This window comes from Streptomyces sp. NPDC032822, from assembly GCF_055578825.1.
In genome coordinates this window covers 74,689-91,174 of sequence record NZ_JBVIOL010000025.1, presented here as the reverse complement: position 1 = coordinate 91,174, position 16,486 = coordinate 74,689, and the positions used below count along the sequence as shown (strand labels likewise).

General features: G+C 70.1%; 16 protein-coding genes and 1 tRNA gene. 2 read left to right on the top strand and 15 right to left on the bottom strand.

Annotation, left to right across the window (positions count from 1 at the left end; all coding sequences use genetic code 11):
* Nucleotides 1-80 precede the first annotated feature (80 nt).
* Nucleotides 81-560 carry a hypothetical protein gene (locus tag ACZ5VD_RS39575; protein ID WP_468685300.1) on the bottom strand — a complete coding sequence of 160 codons (480 nt, stop codon included), beginning with the start codon at nt 558-560 and terminating at the stop codon, nt 81-83.
* Nucleotides 561-602: 42 nt separating this feature from the next.
* Entirely contained in the window at nt 603-2,867 is a 2,265-nt protein-coding gene (locus ACZ5VD_RS39570) for a helicase associated domain-containing protein (RefSeq protein WP_468685299.1), read from the bottom strand.
* A gap of 279 nt (nt 2,868-3,146) precedes the next feature.
* On the opposite strand from ACZ5VD_RS39570, the gene ACZ5VD_RS39565 reads away from it, so the two are divergent.
* Entirely contained in the window at nt 3,147-4,190 is a 1,044-nt protein-coding gene (locus tag ACZ5VD_RS39565; protein WP_468685298.1) for a TniQ family protein, read from the top strand.
* Between the two features lie 55 nt (nt 4,191-4,245).
* On the opposite strand, the gene ACZ5VD_RS39560 is transcribed toward ACZ5VD_RS39565, so the two are convergent.
* From ACZ5VD_RS39560 to ACZ5VD_RS39520, 9 genes are all read right to left on the bottom strand, one after another.
* Nucleotides 4,246-4,319, bottom strand: a tRNA-Met gene (locus ACZ5VD_RS39560).
* A gap of 65 nt (nt 4,320-4,384) precedes the next feature.
* Nucleotides 4,385-4,960: a transcriptional regulator gene (locus tag ACZ5VD_RS39555; protein WP_468685297.1), complete on the bottom strand. Its 576-nt coding sequence runs from the start codon at nt 4,958-4,960 to the stop codon at nt 4,385-4,387.
* Nucleotides 4,961-6,514, bottom strand: a complete 1,554-nt coding sequence (locus ACZ5VD_RS39550; RefSeq protein ID WP_468685296.1) for a helix-turn-helix domain-containing protein — start codon at nt 6,512-6,514, stop codon at nt 4,961-4,963.
* Nucleotides 6,511-6,798 (bottom strand): helix-turn-helix domain-containing protein, encoded by a 288-nt coding sequence (locus tag ACZ5VD_RS39545; RefSeq protein WP_468685294.1) that lies wholly within the window; start codon nt 6,796-6,798, stop codon nt 6,511-6,513. Before ACZ5VD_RS39545 ends, ACZ5VD_RS39550 begins: the two co-directional genes overlap by 4 nt.
* 138 nt (nt 6,799-6,936) lie before the next feature.
* Nucleotides 6,937-7,338, bottom strand: coding sequence for a hypothetical protein (locus ACZ5VD_RS39540; protein WP_468685293.1), 402 nt, complete (start codon nt 7,336-7,338; stop codon nt 6,937-6,939).
* A 270-nt stretch (nt 7,339-7,608) separates the two neighbouring features.
* Nucleotides 7,609-9,078, bottom strand: a complete 1,470-nt coding sequence (locus tag ACZ5VD_RS39535) for a UvrD-helicase domain-containing protein (protein WP_468685292.1) — start codon at nt 9,076-9,078, stop codon at nt 7,609-7,611.
* Nucleotides 9,075-9,557: a hypothetical protein gene (locus ACZ5VD_RS39530; RefSeq protein WP_468685291.1), complete on the bottom strand. Its 483-nt coding sequence runs from the start codon at nt 9,555-9,557 to the stop codon at nt 9,075-9,077. The genes ACZ5VD_RS39535 and ACZ5VD_RS39530 overlap by 4 nt, the downstream gene beginning before the upstream one ends.
* Nucleotides 9,554-10,411, bottom strand: coding sequence for a DUF6083 domain-containing protein (locus ACZ5VD_RS39525; RefSeq protein ID WP_468685290.1), 858 nt, complete (start codon nt 10,409-10,411; stop codon nt 9,554-9,556). Before ACZ5VD_RS39525 ends, ACZ5VD_RS39530 begins: the two co-directional genes overlap by 4 nt.
* 169 nt (nt 10,412-10,580) lie before the next feature.
* The gene (locus ACZ5VD_RS39520) at nt 10,581-10,844 is read right to left on the bottom strand and encodes a helix-turn-helix transcriptional regulator (RefSeq protein ID WP_468685288.1); all 264 of its coding nucleotides are present in this window, start codon (nt 10,842-10,844) and stop codon (nt 10,581-10,583) included.
* Nucleotides 10,845-11,038: 194 nt separating this feature from the next.
* Here ACZ5VD_RS39520 and ACZ5VD_RS39515 point away from each other — a divergent pair, with 194 nt between their 5' ends.
* Nucleotides 11,039-12,076 carry a hypothetical protein gene (locus tag ACZ5VD_RS39515; RefSeq protein ID WP_468685286.1) on the top strand — a complete coding sequence of 346 codons (1,038 nt, stop codon included), beginning with the start codon at nt 11,039-11,041 and terminating at the stop codon, nt 12,074-12,076.
* A gap of 292 nt (nt 12,077-12,368) precedes the next feature.
* Here the strand turns inward: ACZ5VD_RS39515 and ACZ5VD_RS39510 are convergent, their stop codons facing one another.
* The 4 genes from ACZ5VD_RS39510 to ACZ5VD_RS39495 form a co-directional block, all read right to left on the bottom strand.
* Nucleotides 12,369-13,115: a hypothetical protein gene (locus ACZ5VD_RS39510; RefSeq protein WP_468685285.1), complete on the bottom strand. Its 747-nt coding sequence runs from the start codon at nt 13,113-13,115 to the stop codon at nt 12,369-12,371.
* On the bottom strand, nt 13,096-15,057 hold the full coding sequence (locus ACZ5VD_RS39505) for a hypothetical protein (RefSeq protein ID WP_468685283.1): 1,962 nt from the start codon (nt 15,055-15,057) through the stop codon (nt 13,096-13,098). The genes ACZ5VD_RS39510 and ACZ5VD_RS39505 overlap by 20 nt, the downstream gene beginning before the upstream one ends.
* Nucleotides 15,058-15,506: 449 nt before the next feature.
* Entirely contained in the window at nt 15,507-16,028 is a 522-nt protein-coding gene (locus tag ACZ5VD_RS39500) for a hypothetical protein (protein ID WP_468685281.1), read from the bottom strand.
* A 143-nt stretch (nt 16,029-16,171) separates the two neighbouring features.
* Nucleotides 16,172-16,399 (bottom strand): hypothetical protein, encoded by a 228-nt coding sequence (locus tag ACZ5VD_RS39495; RefSeq protein ID WP_468685280.1) that lies wholly within the window; start codon nt 16,397-16,399, stop codon nt 16,172-16,174.
* Nucleotides 16,400-16,486 lie beyond the last annotated feature (87 nt).

The window sequence follows — 16,486 nt, the reverse complement described above, 5'->3', positions numbered from 1 at the left end:
AGCTACCTCGCCGGCCTCCACCTCCGTGCCTCAATGATCTGGATCAACGACCTGCTGGAGGCAACTGGCTGATCACAACGTCACACAGGCCCTAGGGCGGTCATAACTTCGGCTGCGGAGGGATCCCCGGTAAGACCGGTGCACAGGACCGCGCAGGACTCGTTCTGGACCATCTTCCACATCGCGTCGGACAGAACGGTGGCTGGGACACGGATGGTCGGCGTCTCTTCAAGGGTGGAGTCCTCGTAGTAGATGCCCCTGAAGGTGCGGTCCCGGGTGACGAAGACTGCCTTCCATTTCTGGTGGGCCTCGGGGATGACGTCTCCCTGCCAGGGTGGCCACGTGAAGCGGCTTCGATCGACGTCGGTCTCGTCCTGGTGGGGGGAGGCCGGGGCGGTCACGGTGCTCAACACGATCACGATCACGTCGGTGCCCAGAGTGATTTCGTTGGTGAGTTCGGTCAGGCGGTTGACCTGTACCTGCGAGGTGGGGAGCGTGACGTAGGTGAGCCCGATGTTGAAAGCAGGCAGCCGGCCGGGTGAGTGGGGCGGTGTCGTCATGATGCCGGGGTGCTCCTGTGGTCTGCTGGTGCGCACGGCGGTTCAGGTTGTGCTGTGCCGGTGGCGTGAGGTCCAGCGCATGTCGAGGGCTTCCAGGGCGTCCAGTTGTTCCCGGGAGAGGGTTTGCGGGGCGCGCCGTTTTTCGGCGAGCCACCTCCCCAGGCCGAATTCGGGGCCGTCTTCGCAGATGTAGCCGTAGGGGACGTCCAGGTGATGGTGGCGGCGACGGTATGCGTAGGCGGCCTGCAGTCCTCGGGCGAAGGCCCGTTGGGAGGCGCCTCGGGGACGGCGCAGCAGGAGGGCCAGGGGGTGCTCGATGGGGAGGTCGCCCAGGAGGTGGTGCTGGTAGGTCTCGAGTCGGGCGAGGTTGTCGATCTGCTTGGCCAGCCAGTGGGTGAGCGGCGGTGCGGTGCCGGTGAGTTGGTGCGGGTCGGGGAAGATCAGGGTGTTGTCGCGCGCGGCTGCGTGGGCGCGGGCGTAGGTGCGTTTCCATTCGGCGTCGCCTTTGGCGTTCCACCAGGGGTAGATCTCGTTCAGGGCCCTTTGGTAGCAGTAGGGCAGGCGGCGGGTGGTGACCTCCTTTCGGCGGTCGGCGAGCCAACGACCCAGGTGGATGCCTTGGTGGTGTTCGGCCCACCGGGGTGCGAGGTGTCCGTGGCGGGTGACGTAGTCGCGGGCGATGAGGAGTTTGCGCTCGATGCTGTGCGGGGGGTGTTCCCAGATCATGTCGAGCGTGTCCAGTGCTGCGATGCGTTCGGGCAGGAGCAGGCCGTTCTTGCGCATGGAGCGCTGCACTCCGGTCCACCAGCCGAGGTGGAAACGGCCGTGGAGGTGGAGGCTGGGGACGTCGAGGTGGCCGTGTTGGGTGTGGAAGTTGGTGGCGACTTCGAAGGCGGCTTCCCATACGCGGTTGGGGGCCATGACGTCGTTCAGATCGAGGACGGGGATGATCTCGTCGGCGCGCTCCGGGGGCGGGGCAAGCTGGGGTCCGGCGGGGTCGGCCGGGTACCGGAAGTGGTCGACGAGGTGGAAGGTGTGCTCGTCGTAGACGTCGAGGTCGATGAGGACGCGGTAGATCAGGTGGAAGGCGGTCTTCTTGACAGCCTCTTCGAGGGTTTCGCCGGGGGCCATGTAGATGGGGATGACGATGGTGGAGATCTTGCCGTCGCCGGGGGTCTGGCGCAGGGCGCGTCCGATGGACTGGATGATGTCGATGGTGCTGGTCTTGGGGTGGGCGAAGAGCAGGGAGTCGATGGCGGGGATGTCGACGCCTTCGGAGCAGCAGCGGCAGTTGGTGAGGACGGCCCGGCGGGGCGGCTGCTGTGAGGTGGGGGTGTTGAGGGGGGTGTCGGCGAAGGCGGTGTAGTTCTTGTGGCGTTCGAAGGGGCTCTGCCGGGAGCTGACGGTGCCGACCTGCAGGGTGGTGCGGTAGGCCGGGGGCATGAGGGCTGCGGTCTGGTGGAGTGTTTCGGCGCAGACTTCCGCCGCGTCGATGCAGGGGTGGAAGGTCAGGGTGCGGCGCAGGTCGTAGCGGTTCTGGGCGACCAGCAGGGCGACTTGGGCGGCTGCGGCACGCAGTGCTTCGCCGCTCCAGGTGTTTGCGGGGAGCCGGTTCAGGAGGCCGCGCAGGTCTTCGTCTCTGATGACGACGCCGGCGATGCGGTAGTCGGCGAGGAGTCCCTCGTCGATCGCTTCTCTCAGGGAGATGCGGTAGACGACGGGCCCATAGATGCTCACGTCGTCCATGGAGGCGATGACGGTGTCGGCGCCGATGCCCTGGGCGCGGGCTTTCTTCTCGTCGAGGACGCGGGGCGTCGCGGTCATGTAGAGGCGGTGGCGGGTGGGCAGTTTGTCGTCGTGGTGGATGTGGGCCCATGGTTTGTCGTAGTCACCGGCGGTGCGGTGGGCTTCGTCGGCGACCACGACGTCCCAGCGGGGCAAGTGGAAGTCGCGGTGGGCTTCGACGACCTTGTCCAGGGAGTGGTAGGTGCAGAACACGTTGAGCGGTCCGTGGGTGTCGGCTGCCTGGCCGGCCAGTTCGTCGCCGGTATGGACCATGGTGAGGATGCCGGCCAGGTCCGGGTCCGCCGGGTGGCCTGGGGAACAGACGCCGAGGTAGCGGCCGGGGCGTCCTTCGCGGTGCCATACCTGTGCGGTCTGCTCGAGCAGTCGCAGTGAGGGCACGACGACCAGGCAGACGCCTTCGGGCGCGGTTTCCTGGACGGTGTGCAGGGCCACCAGGGTCTTTCCGGTGCCGGTGGCCATGTAGACGCTCACACGGCGGTAGCCCTCGATGAAGCTGCTCACGCAGGCGTCTGCGGCGCTTTGCTGACGTCCGCGCAGGCGGGTCTTGAGGCGAGCGGCGGAGGCCAAGGTGGTTGAGTCCGGGCGGAGGCGCGTCGTCGTGGCCATGGTCCTCCCCCGGTGACGGCGTGCGCGAGCACCTGGTTCACAGAGTGGAAGGGGTGTGCGGTGCCGTGACACGGCGTCCGGCCGGGTTCACCCGAACGAGTGCGGGCGCCCTTGACCGGCTGCTGCCGGGCCGGTCACGGTTGCCGTGACGGCAGTGTCGGCGGAGGGACGGCTGTGCTGGACGATCCCGGCCTGTACGGGCCTCGCAGGGCGCTGCCGCTGCGTGCGTGGCCGGTGCCGGGTGAGTCGACGGGGTCGTTCGTGAACCGGCTCGCGCACGCCAACGGCCTGAGCCTGGCTGATTTCCTCGACCGGGTCGGACAGGGCGAGGCGTCCACGGACCCTGGGCGGGTGGAGAAGTACCCGCAGTACACCGAGATGTACGTGAACGAGGCGGGGCTGCGCTACCTGTCTGTACTGGCCGGCTGGTCGCCCGGCCTTCTGCAGCAGGATCTGCCCAGTCTGGGCGCAGACCGGATGCCGGCAGGCCGGGAGGAGGAAGCAGCGGAGTGGAAGTGGCCCTGGGAACCGCTGGCGGGGCATCTCGTGCGGTTCTGCCCGCTGTGCGGTGATGACCTGGACGTCGGCGAGGCGGTGTGGCTGATGTCGCCGGACAACTGGCAGGTGTGCCTGCGGCACGGTTACTGGTCGGACGACTCCCGCGGCCGTGGTCCGGACTTCGTGCGGCTGGCCGAACTGCCCGAGACGATGGCGGCGCACCGCGTGCGGCAGCGGCTGACCGCGCGCTGGGGGCCGACAGGTGAGGAGTTGTTCGCCGATGCCTTCCAGGTCGCGGTGCACTGGTGGACGCGGATGCCGGACATCGTGTGCTGGGTGCAGCGGGCCTGGACGGCTGGGCTGGACGCGCGCGAGATGAGAGCAGCCCCGCTGGTGATCTACCCGGAGGCGGCGCAGCTCGCGGACACCATGCTGGACTTCGAACGGGCGGAGCAGCGGGATACGGCAGGCCGGACCCGATGGCTCGCGGGCGTGGAACAGTTGATGGTCCACTGGGGGGTGGACGTGGCTGAAGGGCGTCATCCGCTGCTGGTGTGGCTGGGGCGCCACCGTATGGAGGTGTCCGCTCCGTCCCGTCCGGCGGACCGGCGTCACCTCACACTGGCGCCGGGGCACCAGCGGATCGCGTCCCGGACCGGTTCGGTGAGTCAGCGCTCGTGTCTGACCTGGCAGTTGGGCATGACGGCTGCCGACATGTAGGCCGCATACGGGTGGAGGGCCCGGAACCGTACGGTTCCGGGCCCTCCACCTGCAGTAGCGGGGACAGGATTTGAACCTGCGACCTCTGGGTTATGAGCCCAGCGAGCTACCGAGCTGCTCCACCCCGCGTCGGTGAACGCCACCGTACGCCATGCCGGCAGACGCTGAGGACCACCGCCGTGCGGGCTCGGCTTCTACGCGGCGAAGCCGACGTTTTTGACGTACTCGTACTGGCCCCACTGGGAGCCGAGGTCGGGCAGGACATCGGCGGTCCAGGCGTCGTCCAGGCCTTGGTGGTCGCCGGCCGCCCAGGATCCGACGATCTTGTCCCAGCGGCGCACGTTCATCGACCGGTGTTCCACCACGCGCTGGAGTGGGCGCGCCACGCCGGACTGGTCGAGGGGGTGGATCTCCACGCGGGTGCCGCGGCCCTGACGGTTGAGGCGGGCGGTGAGGTGGCGGGCGACGTTGCGGCGCCGCACCGCCCTGTAGGCGGCTTCGATGCGTTCCAGGTTGGCCTTCGACGGGTGGCGGGTGCCCTGCTTCCATGCCCTCAGCGTCCGGTCGCTCACTGCCAGTCCGGCATCCTTGGCTGCCTGCCAGGCCCTGTCCGACGTGGTCAGGTAGTGCAGGCGCGCCATCAGGCCGCGCTCGGCGGTCACCGGGGTGGCGATGTGGCCGGCGAGCCGGTCGAGCTGGCGGGCGACGGCGTCGCTGCCCTTGATCCCGCTTGCGCCGAACTTCCCGAAGTCGATGTTCTTCTCCGGCATTTACTGCTCCTGCCCCATGCCGGCTTCGGTGCCGGTTCCGGCGGTGTACATGTCCTTGACCTTGACCTCGGTAACTCCGCGGCCTTCAGGGAAGACACGGCGCCAGTCTCCGATGACGTGGAGCTCGTCGGTGCCCATCGCCCGTACGACGGCCAGTCCCCCGTCGTGGGCCTTGAGCGCCTTCATCCAGAGGTTGGCGAAGGCCTGGGAGCGGATGATGTGCATCCAGTCCGGGCGGTGGAGCTCCCGGTTGTAGTTCGACTCCCCCATCGTGGACACGAACTTGGAGTACATCGCCTTCACGTACTCCAGCGTCAGCCCGTCGCTGTCTGCGATCGCGGTGTCGCGGGCGTCCTTGAGTGCGATCCGGAACTTCTCCAGGAGGTTCTCGGTGGCGCCCGAGGTGTAGGACTCGTGGATCTCGGGCGGCTCGCACAGGCCGTGCTTGGGGCCGGACAGGCGCAGCAGCAGGCGCAGGGTCGGTTCGGTGACCCACAGGGGTCCTGGTTCGTCGCGCTGGCCGATCGGGTTGGGCAGTACCGCGTCGTGCTCCCACTCGGGCGGGGTGATCAGGTGGACTCCGGCGCGGCGCCGGTCGTGCGCGAAGCCCGTGGAGTGTTCCAGCTGGCCGAGCGGCAGATGGGTCTTGAGTGCGCTCAAATAGGCGCCGTTGATGTCGAGCGCGGTGACCTCGTGCTTCCCGGGCGGCAGTTCGGGCCGCGTCCACTTGGGGCGGGCCTCCCAGATCTGGTCGGCGCCCTTGGAGGTCTGCTTCTTGAGAATGTCGGGGATCCAGGGGTGGGCGATCACGTCGTAGCGGGCACCCTTGCGGGTCTCGTCCAGCAGGCGCATCGCGTCCGGGATGGCCCGCTTCAGCAACGCGGTGCCCGCGGCTTCGACGTCGCCCTGGTGCTCGGCAAGCGCGGCGTGCACCGTTTCGCGGATCAAGTCGGCCGGCCCGGACGGCTCCTGGAACGCCCGCCCGCGCGGGGCCGCGCCTTTCCCGTCGGCCGGACGGGACGGGCGGGCCGCACGCGGCACTCGGGCCTGGGCAGAGGGTGCGGTGGGCGGGGGCTTCGGGGATTCAGCAGGGATCGCCTGGCAGTCGGAGGGGTCCAGGTGCTGCGCGAACCCCGCCACGCGTTGTGTGGCGGGACGGCCGCACAGTACGCACGGCTGCGGCACGGCGAGCAGCTCCACCTCGTCCCCGTCCTGGCCGAGTTGCGGCGAAGACGAAGAGGTGACGGCCGCCGCAGCAGTGCCCGACCCCACCGGCTGCTCGTCCGCCGGCATCCCTCCGGCCTCGGCCTCGGTGGCGAGCTTGGCGTTCAGACCGTCCAGCAGATACGCGTACTTGGTGCGGACCTCGCCGGCCGGGTCCCGGCCGCTCTCCCACCCGCCGAGGGTGGACGGGCTCACGCCGAGCGCGCGTGCCACCTGCGCCTTGGACAGCCGGGCTCGCTCCCTCAGTTCGCGGCGCACCTGGCAGGGCGGAAGTTCGGCCTCCGGGCCGACGGCATCCAGCAGCGAGTCGATCGCGTCGAAGTCGCTCACCGGCTTGCCCCTTTCGTCTCGGCCCGGAGGGGACGGCGCCGGTCGGCGAGCAGCGCCTCGCACGCTCTGGTCGGACCCGCCAGCAGGTCCAGCGCGCCGATGCCGTAGTGCTCGGCCAGGACATCGACGTCGCGCAGACTCCACGAAACGGCACCCGACTGTCGGCGCGACACCTGCGTCTGCGTCAGTCCCAGCGCCCCCGCCACCGACCGCTGCGACTCCCCCGTCACCTGCATCAGCGCGGCCACCGTCAGCCGCAACGACTCCTCCAACGCCAAGCCCATACCTCCCACCCTAACCGAAGTTATGCGTTTTCCGCATGAAAATCAGCTAATTGCTTTCAGAAATGTACAGAAGCTCTGTCCTGCCCATCCGTGAGCTGAGGAGCCCTCACCACGGCGGCTGCTCGCCCGGGCCGCAGGTCAGCGATTGGGCCAGTCTTGCCCACGCGGAATCCGGCGGGCCGCGCGCCGGGCGTCCCGCTTCGCCTGGCGTGCCTCTTCCACCGCACGATCGGACAGGCACCGCGGGCACACGAGGTCCAGGACACGGCGGCGCAGGGCCCGGCGCAGCCGGGGCCCGGGCGGTGGCGGCCAACCACGGCAGTGACGGTGCACCGTACGCGCGCGGATGCCCAAGAGCACAGCGACCACAGAGGCGTTGCCGGCATAGCCGGCCAGGAGGAAGGCCATCTGCGCCTGGCGGCCGGCCGGGAACCGGGCGGCGGACTCGGCCTGCTCTTCCGGGTCGAGGAAGGCGTCGTGGCGCTCGCAGTGCGGCGCCTTCTTGTTGTTCCGGGCGATGCCCGGCGAGCTGATGTTCATAACTTCAGGAGCCTGCCCGGGGCCGCCTGTGGACAGCGGGCGGCCTGGATGCCCGAGGAGCGCTGGAGCAACATGGGCGGGCCGACCCTGGAGGTGGCGGTGCGCTTCACCGCCACCGGCCGCGTCCGGTCCCGTGCGCACCGGGCAGGCCGTGCGCGCGACACGTCCGGGTCGCCGGGAGCGAGAGAGCAGCGTCGGCACGTCCCTCGCCCGCTTACAAGAACCCGTCACAGCTCTGCCGCCCACCCTCCGCGGGTTGCCGAAGACGGCTCAGCGTGTCGGCGGGTTTCCGTCGGGGTGCTCGTGGATCCAGGAGAGGCCACCGAGGTCGAGGAGCTGGCGGGTGCGGGTGACGGCGACGTAGGCGAGACGTGCTTCGCTGTCGCTGATCGGTCCGGGTACCGGGCGGCCGGTGTCGTCGTGCTTGTCGGTGTCCTTCGGAGGGGTGAAGTCGTCGGCGATCTTCACGCAGGGCCATTCACGGCCTTTGGCCTTGTGGGCCGTTGACACGGTCACCTCGGCCTGTTGCTCCGGCGTGAGGTGGGTGAGGGCGGCCAGGATGGCGTCGGCGCCGTGGGTGTCTACGAGGTCGACCAGCGGCTGCAGATCACGTCCGGCCGGGTCGTGGGCGGCGTAGTCCTGCAGTTCGCCCCAGGAAGGGAACAGCACCAGTTCGGGGTGGGAGGTGCGGCGTCCCTCCTTGAGGTCGCGGGCGGCCAGGGCCAGGGCGCGCAGGCTGTCCCCTCCCCCGGCCAGCCCCACGCGGTGTCCGGCGGCCAGCAGGTCCATGACGTGGGCCATGGCGCCGACGTTGGTGCGGCACAGCACGGCGTCGGGCCGGACGAGGTGCCCGAGTTCGGTGGGCACCGCGGGGGTGCCGGTCAGGCGGATCGGTGCCTGCGCGATGGCCAGCCAGCGGTTGGCCTCCTGGGCCAGGCGGGGGCCGAAGCGGAAGGACTGTGACAGGACGAGCTGGGTGCCGTCGAAGCCGGTCATGACGTCTTTGGCGCCGCGCCATTGGTAGATGGCCTGGGCGGAGTCGCCGACCATCACCAGCTGGGCGTGGCCGCGCTGGTCAAGGAAGATCTGCTCGACGACGGGGTTGGTGTCCTGGGCCTCGTCCAGCAACAGGAAGTCGGTGTCGATCTTCGGCTGGGTGAGGGCCCAGATCTTCAGGTAGTGGTCGTGGTCGAAGCGGACGGCGCCGTCGTCGGGGTGCTGCAGGTCGGCCCAGGCCCTGCGGGCGAACGGCACGATGTGGGCGGCGAGTTGGGTGTGCAGGTCCTTGTCTTCCAGACCGCGCAGGCGGGGGACGTGATGGCGGGTGATCGTCTCGTCGGCGGTGTGGCAGAAGCCGGCCACGGTGCGCAGCGTGGCGTTGGAGAGAACCTTTTGTGAGAGGTCGCGTTCGCCGATGCGGACCGGCTTGGTGATGCCGAGGGCCTGCCCGGTCTGCCAGGCCGGGCGGCGGGGGGCGTTGAGGCGGCGGGTGTAGCGGTGGCCGACGGCGGCGTAGGCGAGGGCGTGGGCGGTCTTGCACTGCACGGTTGCCGGGAAGCGGGTGCCTGCGTCCTGGGCGATGGCCCGGTTGAAGGCGAGGTAGCGGCCGCGGCGTTTCGTGGTGCGGGCGAGGAGGGCAAGGGTGGTGGTCTTGCCGGTGCCCGCGCCGGCTTGCAGGGCGAGGTGCCGGCCGGCGTGGAAGGCGTCGGCCGCGGCGACCTGTTCGTCGGTCGGGTTCATGCGGGGGCTGCTCCGGGGGTGCGGGTCAGGGCGTGGCCGACGGCTGCCAGAAGGTGTGCGGCCGTGGTGTGGGCGAGCAGGTGCTGTACGGCCCGGTCGAGCCGGTCGGTCTCGTCGCTGGCGTGCTGGGCCAGTGCGCGGTGCAGGGCCAGTTTCACGAAGAGTTCCGGGCTCTGCCCCGTTTCCTGGGCGGCGCGGCTGATCGTGGCGTGGACGGCGGGCGGGAAGGCGAGGTTGAGCAGGACCTGCCCGTCGGCGTCCGGATAGTGGGTGGTGATCACGTCCACGGGGAGCCGGGGGGTGAGGCGCTGGCGCAGCCGGTGTGCGGCGCGGCCGGGGGTTTTGGCGCGTACGAGGGTCATGAGGCGGGTGGTGTCGTGGTTGGCCGCGAGCGGCAGCATGCGGGCGGCGTCACGTAGTTCGGCCGGGGCCAGGGGGCGGGTCAGGAGGATTTCCAGGGCGTGGTGCGGCATCGTCATCTTTCTCCGCTGCCGTGCGCCGGCGGGTATGGCAGACCGGTGCGGAGGTGCTGCGCGTGCAGGAGGGGGTCGACGACCTCCCATCCGGCCAGGGCCAGGTCGGCGGCGTTGTGGGTGGTGGCGTGCGCGGGGCAGCGCTGGATACGCCAGCGCCGTTGTTCGGCGTGGGGCAGCCGGCTGAGGTCGTAGACAGCGATCGTCTGCTCGGGCGGGACGAGTTGGCCGCGTCGGGGGCCGACAGGCAGCAGTCTCCAGGATCCGGCCGGGCCGTCCGGGGCCAGGACGGGTCGGGGGCAGCGGTGGCGGTGGTTTGTCTGGGCTACGCAGCGGAGGGCCTCCACAGGACTGTCGGCGAGGTAGTGGCCCAGCAGCATCCGCACGACCGGGCGGTCGGGGCGGCCGGTGTCGGCGAGCGCCGGGCCGGCAGGGGGAACTGTGGGGGCGAAGGCACCGGTGTCGATCAGGCGGCGGGTTCGTACGGCGAGCTGGCGGCGCACCGACTCGAGAGGCGGGCTGATCCGGCAGGCGGGCGTGCGCTGCGGGCACAGCACGGCGTGCGGGATACGGCACCAGGCGCTGCCGTCGCCGTGCGGGTGGGCGATGCCGGAGCTCAGGTGCCAGTGGCAGAGGGAAGGGACGTGGGCGGTGGCCAGTTCGGCGGGATGCAGGGCGATGGGCCGCCCGTCGGCGCGCGGGTAGAGGTCGACGCGGTTGCCGCAGTGGCGGCAGCGGCCGCTCTGACCGGCGCGCAGCAGGCGGCTGGGGCTGGTGGCGGCCACCCGCAGGGGACGGCGCACCGGTGCGGTGCGGGGGCTGCCGTCCCAGTGGCAGCCGGGGGTGGAGTTGGGGCGCATGGCGAGGACCGTGCCAGGCGACACGCTCCGAGGGCGGGGCTGGCGGGCAGTCGGTCCCCCGGGTGGCCCAGCGCTATCGAACAGCTCCACGATTCGGCGAGTGTGCGTTCTATGCGTGCTCGCCGGTTCGGGTGATTTGCGCGGCGTGCCGGGCCTGGCGTGACCGGAGTCAGGCGCCCTTGGGCCCGGGTGGGGTGTGGTCGCCGCAGAGCGGGCCGAGGAGCTGCTCGATGGGGACGTCGAAGGCGTGCGCCAGGGCGTGCCAGGTGGTGACGGTGCCGGCGGCCCGGCCGTGTTCGAGGTCGATCAGCGTGCGCCGGGCCAGGCCACTGCGGTCGGCGAGTTCGTCGAAGGTCCACCCGCGCGTGTTCCTCAGCCGCGCCAGCGTCACACGCAGCGCGTCGCGGTCCGGGTCGGGCGGCAAGATCGTCACCCCACCATCCGACGGTGCAGAAACCTGCCCTGTCAGTGCGGGAATCTGCACTATCAGTGCAGGTGGGCGCGCCGGGCGCCCGCACTGCGCGAGTGCAGGGATCTGCACTACGGTGCGGGCGGCTCCCGCGTGCCCGTACCGGGAGACCGCCGCACGAGGCCAGCGCGGACCAGACCGGAAGGGACAACGAGCCGATGCGGCTTGCCAGCACACACGCCACGGTGCAGCGCATCTGGACAGTGCACCTGCGCCCGCAGACGGGCGGACCGGCCCTGACCTGTCCCCGCTGCACCCACAGCCCCGTTCTGCCGGCCGTCTCCGCCCGCTCGGCCGCCCTCACTCATCTGGCCCGCCACGCCCGCGCCGACGCGCTGCCCGGACACCTGCGCACCTGCCAGTGCCGGACGAGGGGCTGCCACTGGCACCCCCGCCACCGCGGCTGCGCGGGGCCCGTCCTGCTCGCCCTGACCTGCGACCGCAGCGGCCGCGCGTGGCGGCTGGCCGACGCCTGCGCCGCCTGCGCGGCGGCGATGAGCCACACCTCCGTCGTACCGCCCACCCTGCTCCACACCGGCCGCGCCCAGCCGACCGCCGGCACGTCGCGCTCTGCGCGCGACACGCCCGCGTTCGGCCCGGCAGAACAGCGGCGCGTACGCGAAATGCTCACCTACCTCGCCACGGCCCTGCCCCGCTTCTCCTCCCCCGCCGCCCGGCTGCTCGCCCTGCAGTGCGCGCTGCGCGCCGACCACCACGGACAGATCCGCCTGCCCCACGGCTTCCTGCGCGGCATGCGGCTCCACGGCCGCGCGGAGCTGTGGCTCGAACTGGAGCACCCCGGCTGGCTGCACCGCCCCAACCGCAGCCGCTCCCCCGTCCAGGCACAGCTGCTGGACGCCGCCGTCCTCCACCAGACTCCCGGACGCACCGCGCGCATCCGCGCCGCCCAATGGGCCCTGTGCCCCGCCCCGCTGGCACTCTCGCCCGCCCTGCCCTCCGCCCTGCGGTTGACCGCGCTTGTCCTGGCCGCCCACAGCAGTGCCAGGGCGGGCGGGGGCGAGCTCGATGCCCTCACCCGCCAGTGCGGGCAGCCGCCCCAGCAGTTGGAGGACCTCCTCGACCAGCTGGTCCGCGCCCGCCTCGTGACCGCCTGGCACCACCATCACGACAGCGACGAAGTCCGGTGGGAACTGCCCGCGGACTCCCCGCCCAACCGCGCCGCACCACAAAGATGAGACGGCCCTGTTCCCTCCGCCTCTCCGCCCGGGCTGCTCGGCGCGAGAGCTCCCCGCGCCGTCCGGCGCAGGGAATTCCCTGCTCCTCTCATCCGGACAGCCAATGAGGTTTTCTCAGTGGGCGTTCTGTGAGTCGTCGACAGCAGGTCCGCCAGTCAGCTGCGCTTGCGTACGCCCTTTCCCCCGTCTGGCCCCACGAGGCCGGGCATGCGTATGCCCGGCCGTGCCTCCTGCGTCTTTCCCCGCCTCACGGGGCGCGTGTTCGGCTCCAGAGCAGTGTTTTCACCGATGTCTAGGGCGGTTCTGAACCGTTCGGGGTGATGCGCAGTGCCCGGATGGTGGCGGCGATGTCCGCCTGTCCGTAGCGGTCGGTGAGTGCGGCGAGAGTGTCGAGCAGGTGGCGTTTGGCATCGTCGGACAGCTGGCCGGTGAAGGTGTGCAGCAGCCGGGCCAGTGGAGCCCATGTGCCGTTGGGCGCATAGGCGGCTGCCGTGGCGAACAGTTCCTCGAGGCGGGTGAGGGTGTTTTTGTCGATGGTGTGGGGTGCTGCGGCGAACCAATAGGCCAGGGCTAGGGAGGGGTCGCTCATCAGGGTGTCGCGCAGTATCTGGGCCTGGTCCAAGCGGCGGTCGTGTTCGGCGCGGCGCTGCTGCTGTTCGTGCGCGCGGCGCTCCTGGTCGACGGCAGCGCGCTGGGCTTCAGGCCCGGCGGTGAGGTGCGCTGTCGCCCACACGATTCTGACGGGGATGTGGGGCAGTTCGACGGGTCGGCCCAGGAGGGTGTTGATGCGGGCGGCGGCCGGTTCTGACTCTGTGGAGATGTAGCCGGCGGTGATGGCGCGGGCAAGGGTGAGGGCGTGGTCCGTGGCGGCCGCGTCGGGGCTGTGATGCGGGTGGGGTGAGGGGAGTTCCTCCCACATGCCGGTGAGCGTGAGGGTGAAGGCGTGGCCGGGCAGACAGCTGGGGGCGGGGCAGGTGACGTCGAGGGGGCCGGACCGGGGCGGGGGCCAGCGGCTGCGGTTACGACTGGGGCGGCGCATGGTGCGCGCGGGCGAGCGTGGTGGTGGGGTCTGCATCGCGTAGGGCGATGACGAGGGTGTCCCGCAGGCGGGTGCGTTCGGTGGGCTGCTGTCCGGCGCGGGCGGGTTCCCATCCGTTGGCCGCGTGGTTGAGGACGAGGAAGCGCGTGGCGAGGTAGGTGCGATCGGTTTCGGAGCGGAAGACCGCTTCGGTGAAGGCGTTCAGGACCGCGGGCTGTAGGGCGGGACGGGCGAGGGCGGCGTCCATCCAGATGTCGAATGCGTTTTGGAGGGTGGAGGCGATGGGCTCGTCCAGGGCGCAGCGCCAGCCTTCCATCAGCCAGGAGTCGATGTCGTGGCCGTCGGGGTCCAGCAGGAGAGGGACCGCATCTGCGCTGGTGCGTTCGGCAAGGTGGAGGAAGGCCCGGCGTGCGGCTTTGGTGTAGTGGTCCTGGGAGGAGATGAACCAGGAGGTGAGGGTGGTGCGGATCTTTTCCTGCAGACTCGGCTGGTCCCACAGGGTGGTCAGGGCGTGGCCGACGGCGTCGGTGACGGCGTCGTCGGTGGTGTTTGCGGCGAGTTCAGCAAGCCGTTTGAGGGCGATCTGGGGGTAAGCGGAGCCCAGTTCGGCAAGAGCGCCGGCGAGTGCCCGTTTGAGGACGGTGGGGGTGTGGCCCCGCTGGGTGAGGTCCGTAGCGTCGGGGTTCTTGGCCCAGGCGAGGTACTGGTCGCGGGCGCCTTTGCCAGCGGCGGGGTCCAGGGCAGCGGCGACGAGGAGCTCCCGGGCGTGGACGCGCATGCGTGGAGATCCGGCCCAGTGGGTGGCGATGGCACGCAGGATGCTGAAGTTTTGTTTGGCCAGGGTGTAGTGGGTGGCCCACTGGGTCACGCGCTCGGCCAGCGGGCTGCCCAGGTCGGCGGGCAGGGTGATGGTCTGCTCGGCGGTCCACTGTGTGAACGCAGCAGCGTGGTGGGGGCGGTCGACCCAGAAGTAGTCGACGACCGCCTCGGCGTAGCCGGGCTGCAGAAAGCGGATACGGTCGTCGGTCCCGAGCTCCGCGCCGACGGTGTGAGTGAGTTCGATAATGCCTGGGCCTTGTTGTCCGCGCGGGGGCGGGGATATGTCGTCCAGCGCCGTGCCGAGCGAGGTGTGGGCGTCGTAGACGGCTTCGGCGGGGGCGCCGTCGAGTGCGGCAGCGGCCAGCAGGTAGTTGCGGTGGACGCTGTTGGTGTTGCGGGTGTGCCATTCGCGCAGGACGCGGCGCCAGTTGTGGGCGGACTGGATGACGGGGTCGATGAGTTCGCTGACAGGTTTGGGTTCGGTGCTGGCGCTGTTGAAGCCGACGGCGGTACGGATGATGCCGGCCCAGTGGGCGGCGATGGCCGGTGTCGCGCCAGCCACGGCCTGGATGATCCGTTCCTCGGCCAGCCACTTGTCCAGCTCGTCGATGCCAGGCTGGGGATGGGTGAGGTGCGCGCGCAGGGCCTTCAGCCCCTCGGGCGGGTTAAGCAGGTAGCCCAGTTCGGTGGCCTCATCGGCCACCCGGCCCCAGGTGTCGGTGCGGGTGACGACAATGACAAATGAGCGGTGTGCGCGCAGATGTTCTTCGGCTTCTTTCAGGTGGAGTCCGAATCCGGTGTGCAGCGTCTCTTCTTTGTCCCTCAGGTCCAGGATCCAGCCGGTGTCTTCGTCTGTGAGGCCTTCGAGGTCCACCGTGTCGCCTGGTTCGCGGCGGACCTGACGGATGTCTGTGACGGGGAGGCGGGTGAGCACATGCAGGGCCGTGGTGTAGCGGCCGGTGCCGGCGGGGGCGTGCAGGACGGCGGCGTGGTGGGACTGCAGGGTGTCGGTGATGGCTTTGGTCAGTTCGTCGTCGGGGAGGTAGGGATCGAGGCGGCGTTTGATCCATTCGTCGGGCAGGGGTGTTCCCCTCAGCCGACGGATGTCGTTGACGTTCTGCACCCCGATGACCGTGCCGACGTTGTACGGGATGTTCTGCTGGACGCCCGGGCCGGGCGGCTGTTCACCCCTGGGGCCTGCTGTTGTGTCTGTCGGGCCGTTACTCGGGTCACGGCGCTGGGCGAGTGTGTCGAGGGGCGGTGGCTGCGCGTCAGCTGTGGGCGGTTGAAGGGGGCCGGGCGGGAGACGGTCCAACGATGTCGGCGTACTGGCTTCGTCGTCTTTAGCCGGTCCGCCGTGTTCGATCGCCGGGGCGGGGGGCGGGGCTTGATCGCGGGCCGACGGGGGTTCGAAGCCGGTGGTGAGATCGCGCAGCGGATCGTCTGCAGGCGCGGGCGGCGTCGGAGCGGTGTCGTGTCCGGGCGGCGGGGACAGGGTCAAGACGTAAGCCCTTCCAGGTCAAGAGAGAGGAACACCGCGGCGCGGCCGCGAGATGGTGGGCCTGCTTGCTACTACTGGGGGCCGATCCGCCGGGCTTTCATCCCGATCAACTTGGCGTCACGGCCCACCTTGCCGATGTCCTGGACCACACGGGTGTCTCCGGTGATCTCCTCGGCATCCATGCCCGTGAGCTTGCCGTCGAGGAAGTCGCTTTTCTGGTGTACGAACGGGCCCGAGTCCGGCCTGTTCTCCCCCCGGAAAGTCAGGTGCTGGCCGTAGATGTCCTCCAGGGCGGCCCTGAGCCGGGCCACGTTGCGCAGCAGTGCCGGTGACGGGTGGGCGGGGACGCCGCCGTGGGCGTAGTCGGCGACGGCGTCCCGCAGCGCTTCCAGCTGGTCTCGCTGCTCGCGCAGGCGTCCTGTGTCGGGCTGCAGCGGCAGTTGCAGCGTACCGACCAGGGCGTCGGGAGGAGTGACGTCGTTCTCGGGTTGTTCGCCGCGCTTGCTGAGCAAGTGCTCCACGCGCTGGAAGACGAAGGTCAGCGCGGCAGGCAGGGAGGCTGTCATCAGTGCGAGTTCAGTGGAATCCGGCATGCTTCACTCCCTCACATTGTTCGCCTGGAAAGACCGCCTGATTCTGTCCGATCCCGTACAGCGGAGCGTACCGGTTTCCAGAAGTTGGCAGGAATACTTCCCTCTGCCTGCCGTCTCCCTATCAGGCCGAAATACATTGCTCGCTAATTCGGCCATCTGTCCGGGCGATGCACGTTTTCCGGCTGCTTCCTGTCGGCTCCAGAGGGGGCGTGACCGTGACGCTGATAGGGGGCTTCGTCGGGGAAACGCTCCACGCGCACCTGCCGCCAGGCCACGTCGAACGATGTCTGGCCGCGGCTTGCGGCCAATCGCCGGAGGGCCCGCACCGACGTGACAGGATCGAGGATGAAACGCCACAGATGAAGTCGCATGGCCTCAGCGTCCCCACGTTGCGTAGCGGAGATTGCCCCTTCACCACAGTTCCGGGAAAGGAAGATGTGGTGAGTACTCTTTTACGC

Bases quoted from the DNA above. Each gene is read 5' to 3' on its own strand.
- ACZ5VD_RS39575 (WP_468685300.1), bottom strand. From the start codon at position 560: ATGACGACACCGCCCCACTCACCCGGCCGGCTGCCTGCTTTCAACATC.
- ACZ5VD_RS39555 (WP_468685297.1), bottom strand. From the start codon at position 4,960: ATGCCGGAGAAGAACATCGACTTCGGGAAGTTCGGCGCAAGCGGGATC.
- ACZ5VD_RS39545 (WP_468685294.1), bottom strand. From the start codon at position 6,798: ATGGGCTTGGCGTTGGAGGAGTCGTTGCGGCTGACGGTGGCCGCGCTG.
- ACZ5VD_RS39540 (WP_468685293.1), bottom strand. From the start codon at position 7,338: ATGAACATCAGCTCGCCGGGCATCGCCCGGAACAACAAGAAGGCGCCG.
- ACZ5VD_RS39535 (WP_468685292.1), bottom strand. From the start codon at position 9,078: ATGAACCCGACCGACGAACAGGTCGCCGCGGCCGACGCCTTCCACGCC.
- ACZ5VD_RS39530 (WP_468685291.1), bottom strand. From the start codon at position 9,557: ATGACGATGCCGCACCACGCCCTGGAAATCCTCCTGACCCGCCCCCTG.
- ACZ5VD_RS39525 (WP_468685290.1), bottom strand. From the start codon at position 10,411: ATGCGCCCCAACTCCACCCCCGGCTGCCACTGGGACGGCAGCCCCCGC.
- ACZ5VD_RS39515 (WP_468685286.1), top strand. From the start codon at position 11,039: ATGCGGCTTGCCAGCACACACGCCACGGTGCAGCGCATCTGGACAGTG.
- ACZ5VD_RS39510 (WP_468685285.1), bottom strand. From the start codon at position 13,115: ATGCGCCGCCCCAGTCGTAACCGCAGCCGCTGGCCCCCGCCCCGGTCC.
- ACZ5VD_RS39500 (WP_468685281.1), bottom strand. From the start codon at position 16,028: ATGCCGGATTCCACTGAACTCGCACTGATGACAGCCTCCCTGCCTGCC.
- ACZ5VD_RS39495 (WP_468685280.1), bottom strand. From the start codon at position 16,399: ATGCGACTTCATCTGTGGCGTTTCATCCTCGATCCTGTCACGTCGGTG.